Raw genomic sequence first — 15,167 nt, 5'->3', positions numbered from 1 at the left:
AACAAAGGGCCGCTACCGCGGCCCTTTTTTATCACTGGCTGGCAAGGCACATATTGCCATTGTTTATTTTTCGTTCTGCATTTAATATATATTGATATGGCGCAGGCTATTTTTAGCAGCTTGTTCAACAACTCGGGATCGGCAAACACTCATTTACCAGGAATAATCTTACTATCATTATCCACGGGTCGGCGGTTTCTGAACGCGACAGCTGCCTGCCTTAAACCAATGATTCATAAGATTTCTCTATTTCTCCGGCTGTGGGCCAGCGCCTGCGAAATTAATTCGTCTATTTTTAAGATAATTTCTCGCTGATAATTGTAATTTTTCGTAATAGCACGATGAAATCTGTTGGAGAGTGGATTATAGTTAAATCAGCAGGATTACTCAGTTAGTGTCAGGTCAGTTAGTCGTGTTCATCCCACAACGGTGTTTGCTAGTCGTCGTTTAAACCACTCAAAAGGGGATGCGTTATGGACGAATACTCGCCAAAAAGACATGATATTGCACAGCTACGCTTTCTCTGCGAAACGCTGTATCATGACTGCCTTGCAAACCTGGAAGAGAGCAACCATGGCTGGGTCAACGACCCGACGTCGGCTGTCAATCTCCAGTTAAATGAATTGATCGAGCACATTGCCACATTCGCTCTTAATTATAAAATTAAGTATGCAGAGGATAATAAGCTGATCGCTCAGGTTGACGAATATCTGGACGACACTTTTACGTTGTTCAGTAACTACGGCATTAACTCTACGGATTTGCAAAAGTGGAAAAAATCCGGTAACCGACTATTTCGTTGCTTTGTCAACGCCAGCCGGGAAAACCCGGCCAGTCTATCGTGTTAGAATTATTACAATCAAAAGGTGGAATTATGTCTGATAAGCCATTAACTAAAACAGACTATTTGATGCGCTTACGTCGTTGCCAGACAATTGACACGCTGGAGCGCGTCATTGAAAAAAATAAATATGAACTGTCTGATAATGAGCTGGCGGTATTTTACTCAGCTGCCGACCATCGTCTGGCGGAACTGACCATGAATAAGCTATACGATAAAATCCCGACTTCTGTCTGGAAATTTATCCGCTAATTTACGCGTACTACGTGGTCTGCTGGCCGGACGGTACGGGTCAGCCGCCATAGGGTATCTTTGTGATAGACATCACATCATTCAGCCAACAGCAACCCTGTAACCGGTTTCTTTTTTATACTGCTACGGCCATCAACAGTCAGGTATAAGGAAGACCCATGAGTGAAGAAAAACGCAAAATGATCGCCGGTGAGCTCTATTTATCTGGCGACCCAACGCTTCGCGCCGATCGCCTGCGCGCCAGACAGTTGTTGCACCGTTATAATCATTCCGCCCCGGATGACCAGGAACAACGTCAGCATATTCTGGCCGAGCTGTTCGCTCGCGCCGGCGATGCGTATATCGAGCCAAGCTTTCGCTGCGACTATGGTTATAATATTTTTCTCGGCGCCGGTTTTTACGCCAATTTTGACTGCGTGATGCTCGACGTCTGCCCTATCCATATTGGCGATAACTGTATGCTGGCGCCAGGCGTCCATATTTATACTGCCACTCATCCGCTGGACGCCGATGCGCGTAATAGCGGCCAGGAATACGGCAAGCCGGTAACTATTGGCCACAATGTGTGGATTGGGGGTCGGGCAGTGATCAATCCCGGCGTGACCATTGGCGATAATGCGGTCATTGCGTCCGGCGCGGTGGTCACCAAAGACGTCCCTGCCTGTACCGTCGTCGGCGGTAACCCGGCGCAGATCATTAAGCGCCTTCCGCCGACAAATCCGTAACTGTTATGCTTTTCTGTAACTGATCTGTTACTTTCTCCGCAGAATATTGCAACATAAAATAGCCTTCAGGCTGAGCCTGCCGCGCCTGGTCCGCCGGGCGCGGCAGGCTCATTGCAGAATTCGAGGACCAAGATGACAGAAATACAACGCCTGCTGATTCACACCATTGACGAACTCAACGTCCAGGAAAAACGCGATAATCGCCCGCGTTTTAGCATCAGTTTTATCCGCAACCATCCGGGACTGTTTGTTGCCATGTATGCCGCGTTTCTGGCGACGCTGGTGGTCATGCTGCGCTCTGAAACGCTGGTAGACTCGGTCTGGTTGCTGGTGGTGCTGTTCATTCTGTTCAACGCCTTTTTCTTCTTTGACGTCTATCCACGCTATCGCTACGAGGATATCGATGTCCTCGACTTTCGCGTGTGCTACAACGGGGAATGGTACAACACCCGCTTTGTCCCCCGGCAGCTGATCGACCGTATCCTGCAGTCGCCAGACGTCGATAGCGAGCAGAAGGCGCAGCTCAAAAAGATGGTCGCCACCAAAGGCGAGCTCTCCTTCTACGATGTCTTTACCCTCACGCGCGCCGGTGCTGCGCAATAAGGCGATTTAGGGTCCGCAGCGCCGGGAGATAGCGAGAAGCAGAGGTATTGCCATACCCAAGCACCAGTCCGCTCCGCGCTCGCTGCGGGTCGAGATAGAAATGACTTAACGCGGCGGGCGCCAGCTGAAACTGGCGCGCCTGCTGCGCAAGCGTCCGGTCATTAACGCCCTCCATCGCCACCGTCAGGTGCATCCCCCCTCCCCCGCCGAGAACGTCGCACGGCACGGTTATCTCTTGCGCCAGCGCCTCGCGCAGCTGTTGCTGACGTTTACGGTACAGGCGGCGCATCGCTGCCAGATGGCGCGCATAGTGTCCCTTCTCGATAAAGCTGGCCAGCGCCCGCTGTTCAGCACGGTGTCCCCCGCGCAGCAGCGCGCCAATGGCGTCCTGAGCAGCATCCGCCAGCGCGGGCGGCATAACCATAAAACCGATACGCAACGCCGGAAACAGCGTTTTGCTGAAGGTGCCGAGATAGACCACCGGGGCATCAGGCACCATTCCCAGCATCGCCGGGATCGGTTCTCCGCTATGGCGAAACTCGCTGTCGTAGTCATCCTCCACAATCCACGCCCCGTGCCGGCGGGCATATTCCACGAGCGCCAGACGGCGCCCGGCGCTCATGATGCTCCCACAGGGATACTGGTGTGAAGGAGAGGTGAAAATGAGCCGGGGCGGCTCCGCGACGCCGTTGGCAATACACATCCCTTCATCGTCGACAGCCATTCCTCTGTCCCGCAGTCCCGCCCGCTGAAAGCCACTCCTCGCCCCCAGGTACCCCGGTTCTTCCAGCCACACGCTGTCGCCCGGGTTGGTCAGTAGCGAGGCGCATAAGTTGACGCCTTCCAGCGCGCCTTCGGTGATGACGATCTGCCGGATATCGCACCGGATGCCCCGGGAGAGCGCCAGATGACGAGCGATAGCCTCTCGCAGCAAAGGATCGCCCGCGGCTTCGCCATAACCCAGCAGCGCGCTACCATCTTCGCGTAGCACGTTATCCATCAGTCGCCGCCACAGCGGCAGCGGGAAATAGTTTACCGCCGGCATGCCTGGCGTAAATGCCAGCGTCGGTGAGTCGCGGCGCATCGCGGCTGGCAGCCTTTGCAGCCGCTCAGGCAGCACGACGGGCGGCATCTGACCCGCCTCCTGGCGGCAGGAGGCGAGTGGTGCCACCTGCGATCCCTGACGGCTCCGTGTCAGGTACCCCTCCAGCGCCAGCTGTTCCAGTGCGGCATTGACCGTATTCCGCGACAGGTGTAGCCGTTCGGCCATCACCCGCGATCCGGGTAAACGGCAGCGGGCCGTCAGGGTTCCCTGCAGGATAGCGTCACGTAAGGTGTGGTAAAGGGCGCGCTGTAAGGTTTCGACCGTGCGGTTCCGCATCCCCTGCGTCAACAGCGTAAAAAACCCCTCGTCCGGTATATTCATATTGCCTCCTCGTGGCCCCATAAAAACATACTCTAATGGCACTTTTTATGGAACCAGCGAGCGCGTACGCTGCCTGTAAATCCCCAATAAGGAAACCGCAATGTGCGAATATAATCAGTTTGGCCAGGCGCTCGGCGTCGCGCTGCCTGACTGGCAGCCGCGCCCCTGGCCGACACGACAGGTATTACAGGGCAGCCGTTGTCGACTCGAACCGCTGACTCTTGCTCATGCCAGCGATCTGTTCGCCGCTCACCAGCTGGCGCCAGACGCCCGCAGCTGGACGTGGCTGCTGCGTGAACCTGAGAGCAACCTTGCAGAATTCAGTGCCTGGGTGGAGCAGGTCGCCACGCTGGCAGACCCGATTCATTTTGCCGTCGTTGACCAGCAGCGAGGGAAAGCGGTCGGCTCGCTGGCGTTAATGCGTATCGATATCGCTCACGGTGTGGTAGAGGTGGGGCATGTGCATTTTTCACCGTTACTGAGCCGAACGGCCATGGCCACCGAAGCGCACTGGCTGTTGATGCAGTATGTCTTTGATACGCTCGGCTACCGTCGCTATGAATGGAAATGCAACAGTCTTAATATCCCATCAGCCCGGGCGGCAAGGCGGCTGGGGTTTCAGTACGAAGGACGTTTTCGCCAGGCGCTGGTGAGTAAAGGACACAACCGGGACACGGACTGGTTTTCGGTGATAGACGGCGAATGGCCGGAGCTGGATAACGCCATGCGCCAATGGCTGGCCGCCGACAATTTTACCGCCGACGGCCAACAGCGCCGCTCGCTGGAGAGTTTCCGTTAACGGCGTTTTTTGCGCCCCTGCACCGCTTTGAAGCGGGGGTTGCTCTTACAGATAACGTACAGCCGCCCTTTGCGTTTAACCAGCTGGCAATCCGGGTGGCGCTGTTTAGCGCTACGTAATGAGTTGACGACCTGCATCATGCTTTCCTTTTCGCATCAATAAAGCCGCCGAAGCGCTGGCGGAATCGGGCTGCACTGCCTTCATTGGCGAAGGTTTTTTGTTTGCCCGTGTAGTACGGATGCGATTTCGAGGAGACGTCGATCGTCACATACGGAAAAGTTTCGCCATCGAGTTCAATCACGCGATCGGTGCGGATAGTTGAGCCGACTTTAAAATACTCATTCGCGCTGGTGTCGTGAAACACCACCGTACGATAGGGAGGATGGATATGGGCTTTCATGCTGACCTCTTCATTACGTTATAACATAACATTAAGGGTACGCCGTGCTGTGACAAAGATCAACCCTGCTCAATTTAAGAGTAAGGTGATAAGGCGAGTTTCCCCGCCTTTGGCGTCAGGGTGCCAGACGGTGGGCGATGGCGCGGAGCTGTTCTGCAATGGCCTGCAGATCTTTTCCCTGCTCGATTCGGGCGCCGCTGGAATGGCGTATCACCAGGCGCGCCGGCAGAATGGATGAGGTATGAGGCGCCCCGCTGGTGCTGGCGAGGATCCGCCGCACCGCCTCTTTCCCCTGCAGGTCGAGGTCGAGCGACACGGTACTCAGCGCCGGATAGAAAAAGGAGCTTTCGTAGGTATCGTCATAGCCAATAACCGACTTCTCACCCGGCACCGCCACCTGATGCTGATGGAAGGCGCTGAGCACCCCCAGCGCCATCTGATCATTACCCACCAGCACAGCGCTGAAATTAGGCGTTTCGCGCAGCATCTGCAGCGCGCCGGCGTAGCCGCTCTGCGCATCCCAGTTGCCGTGCAGGACGGTCACCGGCTTCAGACCGTAACCATCCAGGGTCTCCAGCCAGCTTTTTAACCGGAGTTTGGCCGAGACTGAGCTGTCCGGCCCCGCCAGCAGGGCGATCTCCCGATGCCCCATCTCATAGAGATATTTGACGCTGGCCCGGGTGCCGTCCGCCGGGTTAAACGAAACGTTAAACACGGAACTGTAGGGATCAACGTCGAGAAACAGGCAGACGATATCATCGTTGTCAGCAGCGATTTTCTGCGCCTGTTCGGTCTCCAGCGGCACGTTGATAATGACTTTATCCACCCGCTGAGATTTCAGCTCATTGATGGAATCCTGGATGCTTTGGTTGACGCTCTCATCGATCATCGAAATCAGAACCTGGTAACCTTCCAGGTTGGCATAGCGTTTTACCGCCGCCGCCACCTGGGAAGGCGCATGCCAGGCCAGAGAAATAGTCACCAGCCCGACCGTCTGGCTCTCCTTCCCCACCAGCTGCTGCGCCAGCCGGTTTGGCACATAGCGTAAGGCCTCTATCGATTTCTCCACCTTGCGACGCGTCGCTTCGGATACATTAGCTGATTTGTTGAGTACCCTGGACACGGTCTGGTAAGAGACGCCCGCATGGCGTGCGACGTCTTCCAGAGTAGCGCTTTTAGACTTCATGGTCCGGTTCCTTATGTTGTTATCCCATGATTGTAACAGGGGCCATTTGAAAAAACGCTCACCGCCACCTCTCACTGCAAAACAATAGCGATAAAAGTATTACGTTCACAATACAACGAATTGTGAATCATCTCACCCATCGCAACAAAAACCACCGTGATTATTTGCAGTTAATCACACAATAATCATATCTCATTTGCCTGAAGTTACATTTAGGCATTTTATGACACCAGTTATGTGAACGTAATACAAAACAATAAGAGGATAGAGATGAACACTACACTGCGCGCCCTTTCAGTCGCGTTAGCCGCTGCGCTAATCGCTCCTTCCGCGTTTGCGGCCACCGCCGCGATCCCAACGATCGATTTCCATGGCTATATGCGCGCCGGGGTTGGGGTCTCCGGCGACGGTAGCGAAGCGGAATGGCAAAAAAATAAGCTGGGCCGTTTGGGGAACGAGTCGGATACCTACGGCGAGCTGGAGCTGGGCTCTGAGGTCTATAAGAAAGATGACGTCAGCTTCTATCTCGACAGTATGGTCAGCATGGTCTCCGACGGCTCTAACGATAATGAAACCACGCTGAACGATGATGCACAGTTCGGCTTACGTCAGTTGAACCTGCAGATAAAGGGGCTGATCCCTGGCGATCCGAATGCGGTGATCTGGGGCGGTAAACGTTACTACCAGCGCCATGATCTGCATATCATCGATACCAAATACTGGAACATTTCCGGCTCCGGAGCCGGGGTGGAAAACTACACCCTCGGCCCGGGCGCCGTCTCGCTGGCCTGGATCCGCGGCGATGCCAACGATGTTGACTATCGCGTCGATGGCGACAGCAACGTCAATATCAACTATATCGATTTACGCTACGCGGGCTGGAAGCCATGGGCGGGCTCGTGGACCGAATTCGGTATCGACTACGCGATGCCAAACACCACCAAAAAACAGGATAGCTACGGCGGACTGTACGATGCTGACAACGGCGTCATGCTGACCGGTGAAATCAGTCAGGATATGCTGGGCGGCTATAACAAAACCGTGCTGCAGTACGCCAACAAAGGCCTGGCGCAGAACATGGTCTCCCAGGGCGGCGGCTGGTACGATATGTGGAACTACGTGAACGACGCCACCGGTTATCGCGTGATTAACACCGGCCTGATCCCGATTACTGAGAAGTTTTCTATCAACCACGTTCTGACCTGGGGCTCGGCGGATGACATTACCGACTATACCGACAAAACGCGGATGCTGTCGCTGGTCGCCCGCGGGCAGTACCAGTTCACCGACTACGTGCGCCTGATTGGCGAAGTCGGCGGTTTCTATCAGAAAGACAGCTACAACAATGGCACCAGCTACAAACAGGCCGGTGAGAAATACACCATTGCGTTGGGCCTGGCGGACGGGCCAGACTTTATGTCACGTCCGGAATTACGCATTTTTGCTTCATATTTGAATGATTCCGAAGATGGTAAACCGTTTGAAGACCAGACGGCGAATAATACCTGGAATTTCGGCGTGCAGGTTGAGGCCTGGTGGTAATTGCGCACGGCTAAGACTCATACGTTATTTTTATCTCCTGCTGTAAGACTGTTAATTATCTTCCGGTAAACTTTATTGCCACTGCTGTCTTTGTCTTACTTTCGGGATAACCTGTTTTCAGGTTATCCCGTTTTATTTATTTCCGGGCAGCAAAATGTTCATCCAGAAGCTGACGCAGCGCATCGGACTGTTTACCGAAAATAGCATGCACCTGCTGACCAAGAATAATAACCCCCAGCGCGCCCTGCTGCTGTAATGCTTCGGAGTCCACGGCCGCAAGATGGCGAACGCTAACCCGCAGACGGGTAATACAGGCGTCCACTTGCGTAATATTCGCTTCGCCACCAAAGGCCTGAATCAGCGCCTCGATTTGCTGTTTTTCCGCCTCGCTTAATGGCTGTGCCGGACGCGCTGGGGAGAAATAGTGCAGGAAGGATTTTAAACTCACCATAATAAACTCCAGGTTTAAGATAAAAAAAAGCCTGCTCGTCAGAGCAGGCGTGGAGAAGAAGAAATTACGCGTGACGACGGAGAATACGGCAATCCCATGCCGACAGGGTCAGTGGAGCCGATACCGCCGCGTCGGTCAGGCAATCCCAATACCCTTGCGGCAGGGTAAGGGTATGGTTTTGCGCGCTGTAGTTCTGCAGGAAGATAAATGCGTTGTCACCGTCGGTGCGCGCAGTCGCCACCACGCCGGGTGGTAACTCCGTCGCTATCGCCCGCGGCAGGGCCAGCTCCTTGCTCAGGGCGGTAAAGAAATCGCGCTGGAAGGCTAAATCGTTGCGGGAGGCCACATGCCAGGCTTTGCCTTTCCCGAACGCGTTCACCGTCACAGCCGGCCGTCCGGCATAAAAATCATCCCGGTAGGTGGCCAGCGCCTGGGCGCTCTCGATATGGATCAGTTCACAGAGATGGCGCACCTGATAAGGGCCCTGCAGACCGCACTGATTCCCGGCAAGCCCCTGCACCAGATTAAACTCGCCGTCATTCAGGCAGTCGATCTCTTCCGCCCAGATCCCCAGCAGATTGCGCAGCGGGCCCGGGAAGCCGCCGAGATAGCAGAGATCGGACTCATTGACGATACCGGTCCAGTAGGTGGTCACCAGGTGGCCGCCGTTGGCGACAAACGCCTCCGCCCGACCGGCAAAGCCGTCGCGCACCATATATAACATCGGGGCAATCACTAACTGATACGGCGTTAAATCGACATCGGCGTCAATCACATCGACGGCGATGCCCTGCTCCCAGAACGGGCGGTAGTGCTCGTTGACCGTCTTCTCATATTCCATCCCAAGATTGCGCGGCCCCTGGGCGTCATCCAGCGCCCAGCGGTTCTGCTGGTCGAAGATAATCGCTACTTTCGCCTCGGTGCGACAGCCCCTCACCTCCGGCAGCTTGCTGAGGATCTCGCCGAGCTGGCAGACTTCGCGGCCAATGCGGGTATCAATATGTCCGACGTGGTCGACCACTGCGCCGTGAAATTTCTCAACCGAACCGCGGCTTTTCCGCCACTGGAAATACTGCACCGAGTCGGCGCCATGCGCCACCGCCTGTAGCGAGGAAAGAATATGCATTCCCGGCTTCTTCAGTTTGCTGGTCGGCTGCCAGTTGGTGGCGCCCGGGGTGGACTCCATCAGCACAAACGGTTTGCCGCCCTTCAGGCTGCGCATCATGTCGTGATACATCGCGGTGTAACAGGCCAGCGCGGTTTCGTCTTTATCGCGGTGCCACATCGGATAGCTGTCCCAGGAGATGAAATCCAGCGCCTCCGCCAGCTGCCAGTAGTCGTAATCGTAGAAATACTCCATAAAGTTGGTAGTCACCGGCAGGGAAGCATTCGCCGCCTTCAGCGGAGCAATTTCATGGCGGCAGAAATCGGTCACCTGAGCGGTGTTAAAGCGATGCCAGTCAAGATTAAGACCGTGGATCGACATCTCGCCCTGCGGCGCAGGCGATTCAATCTGCGACCAGTCAGTATAGGTATGACTCCAGAAGGTGCTCCACCAGGCCTGGTTGAGGTTCTCCAGGGTCTGGTAACGCGCCTTCAGCCAGTCGCGAAAACGGTTCTGGCAGAGATCGCAATGGCATTCACCGCCATATTCGTTGGAAATATGCCAGCCCAGCACCGCCGGGTGTGAGGAATAACGTTCTGCCAGCAGGGTATTGATTTGCAGGGTTTTCTCGCGATAGACCGGTGACGACATACAGTGGTTGTGACGGCCGCCGTGCAGGGCCGGCACCCGATCGCGCCCCACCCGCAGAACCTGCGGATAGCGCTGCGACATCCACGCCGGACGCGCGCCGCTCGGCGTGGCCAGAAAGACATGAATGCCGGCGGCATACAGTTTATCGAGGATAATATCCAGCCAGGCGAAATTAAATACCCCTTCGCGTGGCTCCAGTTTCGCCCAGCTAAATATTCCCACCGACATCACATTGCATTTTGCCTGCTGCATCATGGCAATGTCTTTATCAATAATATCGGGGTCATTCTCCCATTGCTCCGGATTATAATCCGCGCCATGCAGCAGCGTACTAACCTTCGGATGTAAAGGTGCAAATTTATTCATAATAAACTTCCTGAAAAAGACGACAAAAAAATTAATTAAAAACTTTTACCGACGGCAATACTTTTCCCTGGCAATCAAATAGCGCCTGATTTTCACGTGCATTACCCTCTTTCCACTCGTCGTGGATATATTTCATCCCCGCCGGGGTGGCCCAGGTATTTCCCGGCACGGCAATCCATGTAGGCTCCCAATAGAAAATACCTTTACCACGCTGGTCTGGCACATCAACCACCGCCTGCATTAAATCGTGAATATAGTTATATTGCCCCTGTACGCTGGCGGGATATCCCCCATCCTTTTCCTCTTTCGCCTGGAAACTATTTTCCGCGTTATCGCAGTTGGCCAGGGTATAGGCATAGGCCGCCTCGACGACGATGACGTCTTTGTTATAGCGTTTGCTGATGTCATCCATATTGGCCTTCAGGGCGCTGATCGGGCCATTCCAGTAGGTGTACATCGACAGACCAATCACGTCATACGGTACATGGCGCTTGTCGATCTCATCAAACCACCAGCGGAAGGTATCGTTCTTGGTCCCTTCGGCCAGATGCAGCATGATTTTCACCTGCTCGCCCTGGCGCAGGTTCTCCTTCAGGCCAGCGATAGCCGCGTTCAGCAGGCCAGCCAGCCGGTCGAACTCTCCGCCGCCCTGCCCCCAGCTTTTCCCTTCCGGCCACAGGATGCCGCCGTTGATTTCGTTGCCGATCTGCACCATATCCGGCAGCACGCCCGCCTGCTTAAAGCGGGCGATGGTATCGCGGGTATAGTCATGAATCGCCGTTTTCAGCTGCGGGTAATCCAGCTTTTCCCAGGCTTTCGGCTTGAACTGCTTGCCGGGATCGGTCCAGAAATCGCTGTAGTGAAAATCAAGCAGCAGCTTCATCCCCTGGGCTTTCGCCCGTTTCGCCAGCGCCAGGGTGGTGGCCAGATCGTTATTCCCTCCGCCATAGTCCTCGCCGCTCGCCGATTGCGGATCCACCCACAGACGGAGGCGGACATAGTTGACGCCGTTCTCTTTCAGAATAGCGATCGGATCCTTGCGCTGATTATTCTGATCGTAGAACGTCGCCCCGTGCTTTTCGGCGTCCAGCAGCGTGGAGATATCCGCGCCTTTGATAAAGTCCGCCGGCATGCCCTGAAACGCGCGGGTTGCAAGCGCGTCCGCGGCCAGAGAAGAGGTGGAGAAACTGCATGCCAGACAAACCGCAAGCCATGCGGGTGTGAATCTTTTCATGTGCTTATCCTTTAGTACTGCCCGAGGTCAGGCCGGAGACGAAGTATTTTTGTAGCGCCAGGTAGAGGATCGCCACCGGTACGGCGATCAGCACCGCCCCCGCCGCGTAGGTGGTGTAGCTGGCACCCATTTTTTGCGCCACCAGGTTATACAGACCGATAGGCAGCGTGTATTTATCCGGGGTACGCAGGATGGTGCTGGAGAGGATGAAATCCCCCAGCGGCCCAGTGAACGAGAACAGCGCCACCACCGCGAGGATGGGCCTCGACAACGGCATGATGATCTCGATAAAGATGCGAAAGCTGCTGGCGCCATCCATGCGGGCGGACTCATCCAGATCTTTGGGGATCGCGTCGAGATACCCTTTCATCAGCCAGGTATTCATCGGGATCATCCCCCCGACGTAGATCAGCACCAGCGCCAGATGGCTATTAATCAGGCCAAGCAGTTGCGACAGGACAAAGATGGCAATCAGCGCGGAAAACTGCGGGATCATCTGCAGCAGCAGGAACAGCATCAGCCCGTTCTGCCGCCCTTTAAAGCGGAAGCGGGAGAAGGCGTAAGCGGTAAAGCTAACGCTAATCAGGGTCAGCACCATGGTCAGGAAGCTGATTTTCATCGAGTTCCAGTACCAGGTGAGGTAATTCACATTGCCATTGAACAGATCGGCATAGTGCTGGAACGACACATTTTCCGGAATGATTGAGGTACTGAGCAGGCTATTGCCGGCGTTCAGCGACGCCCCGACCGTCCAGACCAGCGGATAGATAATCACCACTGAGACCAGAATAACCACCAGCCAGGTGAGAGAGAGCCGGATCCACTTTTCGCGTTTAATACTGGGTGATTGAGCCATGTTGCTTCCCTTACGCCATGTCGTCATTTTTGAAGGATTTGGTGGCGCGGAACTGCCACAGCGCCAGGCCGACGACAAAGATCGACAGCAGGATCGTGATGGTCGCCGCGATGGCGTACTGCGACGAAGACATCGTCAGCTTATAGATCCACGACACCAGAATATCCGTCCCGCCGGCGTTAGAGCCTGCCACCGCAGGGCCGCCGTTGTTGAACAGGTAAATGATATTGAAGTTATTAAAGTTGAAGGTGTACTGGGTGATGATGATCGGCGCGATCGCATACAGCACCAGCGGCAGGGTGATGGTGCGCAGACGGGTAAAGGCGCTGGCGCCGTCCATCGTCGCCGCTTCATACAGATCGTCCGGGATCGCCTGCAACACGCCGGTGGTCATGGCAAAGACAAACGGGAAGCCAAGCCAGGTCTGCATCATGATCAGCGCCGTTTTGGTCCAGAACGGATCGGTGAGCCATGCCTTCGGACTGATGCCAAAAAAGGACAGGATCGCGTTGTTGATGACCCCGAAGGAGTCGTTGAACATGCCGGCAAAAACGAGAATGGTGACAAACCCCGGCACCGCCCACGGTAAAATAAAGATGGTGCGGATCAGCGGCTTAAAGCGCAGATCTTTTTGGTTCACCAGAATCGCCAGCAGCACGCCCACCGTACACTGCAGGGTGGTCGCCAGCAGCGTCCACACCACGGTCCACTGCAGCACATCCAGGAAAGTGGAGCGCCAGATGGAGAGGGTGAAAATATTAATAAAGTTTTTCAGCCCCACCCAGTCCACCAGCTTCGCCGGCGGGGTGTGGTACAGGTTGTAGTTGGTGAAGGCGATGGCGAAACCGAACAGAATCGGAAAGATCACCACAAACACCAGCAGAATAAAGCCCGGGGTGATCATCAGGTACGGAAAGCCGTCGCTCAGCAGCATCTGGTACTGCTTACGCACGCTGTTGAGGGCGATCCCCTCATCGCGTTTTTTGCCGTTGAGCCACGCATCCCGCAGCGAGAGAAAATAGATCAGCACGCCGAAAGCGACGATCAGCACGCTGATAATCCCCTCGGCTAACAGGAAGATAGAGTTATCCCGCGGTACCTCTTCACCCAGGGTATATAACCCCCACAACCCCTCACGCAGGAAATCATAAAAAATCCCCAGAAAGCTGCTCAGCAGCACCAGGAAGACCAGCCCTTTCAGCCACTGGCGATGATAAAACTGACCGAAACCCGGCACGATTGCCAGCAGCAGGCCGCACCATGCATGGCGCCCGGGCCCGCGTGCGTCGCTAAAATTTTCGCTGGAATGGATGCTCACACTCGACTCCTTCTACAAACGGGAGGTCCCCCTCCCGCTCGGTGACTTCACGTGACGGTGAATTACTGATTGCTGGCCTGCATCGCTTCGATCTGCATCGTGATCTGTTTCACCGCGTTATCAAGCGCGGCCTGCGGCGCCTGCTTACCGGTGAGGCTCAGTTCAAGCGCGGCGTTGGCCGGCCCCCACACTTCCCCCATCTCGGGAATGCCCGGCATCGCTACCGCTCGCGCCGACTGGATGGCGACGGCGCTGGCCTTTTGGTCGTTTTTAATCACCGGATCGTCAATCATCGCCTTCAGCGGCGGAATTTCGCCAGTGGCGACATAGCGGGCTTTCACATACTGCGGCTGGTTGATGAACTCGATAAACTGTTGCGCCAGCGCTTTGTCTTTACTCCAGGTCGATACTACATAGCCTTTGACGCCGAGGAAGGAGCTCATCGGCTTGCCGTCCGGCAGGGTCGGCAGGGGCGCCACGCCATAGTTAATGCCAGCGGCTTCATACGGCTGGAAGGCCCAGGGGCCGTTGATCACCGCCGCCGCTTTTTTCTCGGTAAACAGGGAATCGATGGCATTCAGCCCGTTATCGCCGAGGATCCCCGCCGGAAAGACCTTCTCGGCATAGAATTTTTTCAGGAAGGTGACGGCTTCCACGGCGCCGGGGGTATTGAGACCCACCTGCTGCGGGTTAAAGCCGCCGCTGTCGTTTTTAGCAAAGATATAGCCGCCCATCGGGCCAATCGCCCCCCAGCTGTAATAGATCTGGTCAAACTTGGCGAGCAGGCCGTATTTGTTCTGCTCGCGCTGGGTTTTCGAGTAGTCCAGCCAGGCCTGCAGGCTGTCCAGCGGCTTGTCGATCAGGTCCTTGTTGTAGATAAGCACCAGGGTTTCCACCGCCTTCGGGATCCCATACAGCGCGTTGTCCATGCGGAAGGCATTGATGGAGGCTGGCGTAAAGGCATCCTGTTTCGCCTGATCGACGCTGAGCGGCGAGAGTAGTCCCTGTACCACGGCGCCGCCGAGCTGGTCATTCGGGATCACCAGCACGTCCGGCCCAATGCCCGCCGGGCCGTCGAGGCGCAGTTTTTCCAGTTGCTGGGCGTAGGGCATCTCCTGGAGATTGACCTTCACGTTGTACTGCTTTTCAAAATCGCTAACCGCGGTTTTGATGCCAGCGGATTTTTTAATGTCCTCCCAGACGTTGAGCTGCCCGGCGGCATGCGCCTGCAGGCTGGCGAGTTGCCCCGCCGCCAGGGTGGTAAGGATCAGTGCAGCAAGCGTGTTCTTTTTCATTATCAACCTCATGTGAAGGTATAACAATTTAATGGTTTTTATTTGAATTCCGTCTGCCAGTTAGAAAAATAAATCTTTTCGAACTGCCGTATTACGTGGAAAACATGTTCTGATGCG

General features: G+C 55.4%; 17 protein-coding genes. 6 read left to right on the top strand and 11 right to left on the bottom strand.

The annotated features are described in order from the left end of the window. Positions 1–473: 473 nt before the first annotated feature. From tomB to maa, 3 genes are all read left to right on the top strand, one after another. Complete coding sequence (gene tomB / locus BHE81_RS03370) at positions 474–848, top strand: Hha toxicity modulator TomB (protein WP_002892066.1); 375 nt, start codon at positions 474–476, stop codon at positions 846–848. Between the two features lie 26 nt (positions 849–874). Next, positions 875–1,093, top strand: coding sequence for an HHA domain-containing protein (locus BHE81_RS03365; protein WP_002892050.1), 219 nt, complete (start codon positions 875–877; stop codon positions 1,091–1,093). Positions 1,094–1,251: 158 nt separating this feature from the next. Next, entirely contained in the window at positions 1,252–1,818 is a 567-nt protein-coding gene (gene maa, locus BHE81_RS03360) for a maltose O-acetyltransferase (RefSeq protein ID WP_002892030.1), read from the top strand. On the opposite strand, the gene BHE81_RS28025 is transcribed toward maa, so the two are convergent. After that, entirely contained in the window at positions 1,790–1,930 is a 141-nt protein-coding gene (locus tag BHE81_RS28025; RefSeq protein ID WP_004147370.1) for a hypothetical protein, read from the bottom strand. The two genes, maa and BHE81_RS28025, sit on opposite strands and share 29 nt — an antisense overlap. A gap of 20 nt (positions 1,931–1,950) precedes the next feature. On the opposite strand from BHE81_RS28025, the gene BHE81_RS03355 reads away from it, so the two are divergent. Further along, a complete protein-coding gene (locus tag BHE81_RS03355; RefSeq protein ID WP_002892026.1) occupies positions 1,951–2,421 on the top strand; it encodes a YlaC family protein in 471 nt (156 codons plus the stop codon). Here BHE81_RS03355 and BHE81_RS03350 read toward each other — a convergent pair. Then, positions 2,396–3,847, bottom strand: a complete 1,452-nt coding sequence (locus BHE81_RS03350) for a PLP-dependent aminotransferase family protein (RefSeq protein ID WP_023302231.1) — start codon at positions 3,845–3,847, stop codon at positions 2,396–2,398. The two genes, BHE81_RS03355 and BHE81_RS03350, sit on opposite strands and share 26 nt — an antisense overlap. A 100-nt stretch (positions 3,848–3,947) precedes the next feature. Here BHE81_RS03350 and BHE81_RS03345 point away from each other — a divergent pair, with 100 nt between their 5' ends. Continuing rightward, the gene (locus BHE81_RS03345) at positions 3,948–4,646 is read left to right on the top strand and encodes a GNAT family N-acetyltransferase (protein ID WP_002892021.1); all 699 of its coding nucleotides are present in this window, start codon (positions 3,948–3,950) and stop codon (positions 4,644–4,646) included. On the opposite strand, the gene ykgO is transcribed toward BHE81_RS03345, so the two are convergent. From ykgO to BHE81_RS03330, 3 genes are all read right to left on the bottom strand, one after another. Continuing rightward, the gene (gene ykgO / locus BHE81_RS03340; protein ID WP_002892018.1) at positions 4,643–4,783 is read right to left on the bottom strand and encodes a type B 50S ribosomal protein L36; all 141 of its coding nucleotides are present in this window, start codon (positions 4,781–4,783) and stop codon (positions 4,643–4,645) included. The genes BHE81_RS03345 and ykgO overlap by 4 nt on opposite strands. Continuing rightward, positions 4,783–5,046, bottom strand: coding sequence for a type B 50S ribosomal protein L31 (locus BHE81_RS03335; protein WP_002892011.1), 264 nt, complete (start codon positions 5,044–5,046; stop codon positions 4,783–4,785). The genes ykgO and BHE81_RS03335 overlap by 1 nt, the downstream gene beginning before the upstream one ends. 115 nt (positions 5,047–5,161) lie before the next feature. Beyond that, positions 5,162–6,232: a LacI family DNA-binding transcriptional regulator gene (locus tag BHE81_RS03330; RefSeq protein WP_002892007.1), complete on the bottom strand. Its 1,071-nt coding sequence runs from the start codon at positions 6,230–6,232 to the stop codon at positions 5,162–5,164. A 270-nt stretch (positions 6,233–6,502) separates the two neighbouring features. On the opposite strand from BHE81_RS03330, the gene BHE81_RS03325 reads away from it, so the two are divergent. After that, on the top strand, positions 6,503–7,774 hold the full coding sequence (locus BHE81_RS03325) for a maltoporin (protein ID WP_004177240.1): 1,272 nt from the start codon (positions 6,503–6,505) through the stop codon (positions 7,772–7,774). 136 nt (positions 7,775–7,910) lie between these two features. On the opposite strand, the gene BHE81_RS03320 is transcribed toward BHE81_RS03325, so the two are convergent. The 6 genes from BHE81_RS03320 to BHE81_RS03295 form a co-directional block, all read right to left on the bottom strand. Then, the gene (locus BHE81_RS03320) at positions 7,911–8,225 is read right to left on the bottom strand and encodes a glucose PTS transporter subunit EIIB (protein ID WP_002892003.1); all 315 of its coding nucleotides are present in this window, start codon (positions 8,223–8,225) and stop codon (positions 7,911–7,913) included. 64 nt (positions 8,226–8,289) lie between these two features. Further along, complete coding sequence (locus BHE81_RS03315) at positions 8,290–10,347, bottom strand: beta-galactosidase (protein ID WP_004177241.1); 2,058 nt, start codon at positions 10,345–10,347, stop codon at positions 8,290–8,292. 31 nt (positions 10,348–10,378) lie between these two features. Beyond that, positions 10,379–11,581, bottom strand: coding sequence for a glycoside hydrolase family 53 protein (locus BHE81_RS03310; RefSeq protein WP_004178761.1), 1,203 nt, complete (start codon positions 11,579–11,581; stop codon positions 10,379–10,381). Between the two features lie 4 nt (positions 11,582–11,585). Further along, a complete protein-coding gene (locus tag BHE81_RS03305; protein WP_000079398.1) occupies positions 11,586–12,437 on the bottom strand; it encodes a sugar ABC transporter permease in 852 nt (283 codons plus the stop codon). Between the two features lie 10 nt (positions 12,438–12,447). After that, positions 12,448–13,755, bottom strand: coding sequence for a carbohydrate ABC transporter permease (locus BHE81_RS03300; protein WP_004177243.1), 1,308 nt, complete (start codon positions 13,753–13,755; stop codon positions 12,448–12,450). Positions 13,756–13,817: 62 nt separating this feature from the next. Beyond that, the gene (locus tag BHE81_RS03295) at positions 13,818–15,050 is read right to left on the bottom strand and encodes a maltodextrin ABC transporter substrate-binding protein (protein ID WP_002891991.1); all 1,233 of its coding nucleotides are present in this window, start codon (positions 15,048–15,050) and stop codon (positions 13,818–13,820) included. Between the last annotated feature and the right edge of the window lie 117 nt (positions 15,051–15,167).

The sequence above is a fragment of the Klebsiella sp. AqSCr genome (genome assembly GCF_008452795.1).
Taxonomy (GTDB): domain Bacteria; phylum Pseudomonadota; class Gammaproteobacteria; order Enterobacterales; family Enterobacteriaceae; genus Klebsiella; species Klebsiella pneumoniae.
Note: the sequence above shows the minus strand (reverse complement) of the source record. Positions and strands in the feature narration are given on the sequence as shown.

Coding starts and splice junctions, on each gene's coding strand:
- tomB (WP_002892066.1), top strand. CDS start 474: ATGGACGAATACTCGCCAAAAAGACATGATATTGCACAGCTACGCTTT.
- BHE81_RS03365 (WP_002892050.1), top strand. CDS start 875: ATGTCTGATAAGCCATTAACTAAAACAGACTATTTGATGCGCTTACGT.
- maa (WP_002892030.1), top strand. CDS start 1,252: ATGAGTGAAGAAAAACGCAAAATGATCGCCGGTGAGCTCTATTTATCT.
- BHE81_RS28025 (WP_004147370.1), bottom strand. CDS start 1,930: ATGAGCCTGCCGCGCCCGGCGGACCAGGCGCGGCAGGCTCAGCCTGAA.
- BHE81_RS03355 (WP_002892026.1), top strand. CDS start 1,951: ATGACAGAAATACAACGCCTGCTGATTCACACCATTGACGAACTCAAC.
- BHE81_RS03350 (WP_023302231.1), bottom strand. CDS start 3,847: ATGAATATACCGGACGAGGGGTTTTTTACGCTGTTGACGCAGGGGATG.
- BHE81_RS03345 (WP_002892021.1), top strand. CDS start 3,948: ATGTGCGAATATAATCAGTTTGGCCAGGCGCTCGGCGTCGCGCTGCCT.
- ykgO (WP_002892018.1), bottom strand. CDS start 4,783: ATGCAGGTCGTCAACTCATTACGTAGCGCTAAACAGCGCCACCCGGAT.
- BHE81_RS03335 (WP_002892011.1), bottom strand. CDS start 5,046: ATGAAAGCCCATATCCATCCTCCCTATCGTACGGTGGTGTTTCACGAC.
- BHE81_RS03330 (WP_002892007.1), bottom strand. CDS start 6,232: ATGAAGTCTAAAAGCGCTACTCTGGAAGACGTCGCACGCCATGCGGGC.
- BHE81_RS03325 (WP_004177240.1), top strand. CDS start 6,503: ATGAACACTACACTGCGCGCCCTTTCAGTCGCGTTAGCCGCTGCGCTA.
- BHE81_RS03320 (WP_002892003.1), bottom strand. CDS start 8,225: ATGGTGAGTTTAAAATCCTTCCTGCACTATTTCTCCCCAGCGCGTCCG.
- BHE81_RS03315 (WP_004177241.1), bottom strand. CDS start 10,347: ATGAATAAATTTGCACCTTTACATCCGAAGGTTAGTACGCTGCTGCAT.
- BHE81_RS03310 (WP_004178761.1), bottom strand. CDS start 11,581: ATGAAAAGATTCACACCCGCATGGCTTGCGGTTTGTCTGGCATGCAGT.
- BHE81_RS03305 (WP_000079398.1), bottom strand. CDS start 12,437: ATGGCTCAATCACCCAGTATTAAACGCGAAAAGTGGATCCGGCTCTCT.
- BHE81_RS03295 (WP_002891991.1), bottom strand. CDS start 15,050: ATGAAAAAGAACACGCTTGCTGCACTGATCCTTACCACCCTGGCGGCG.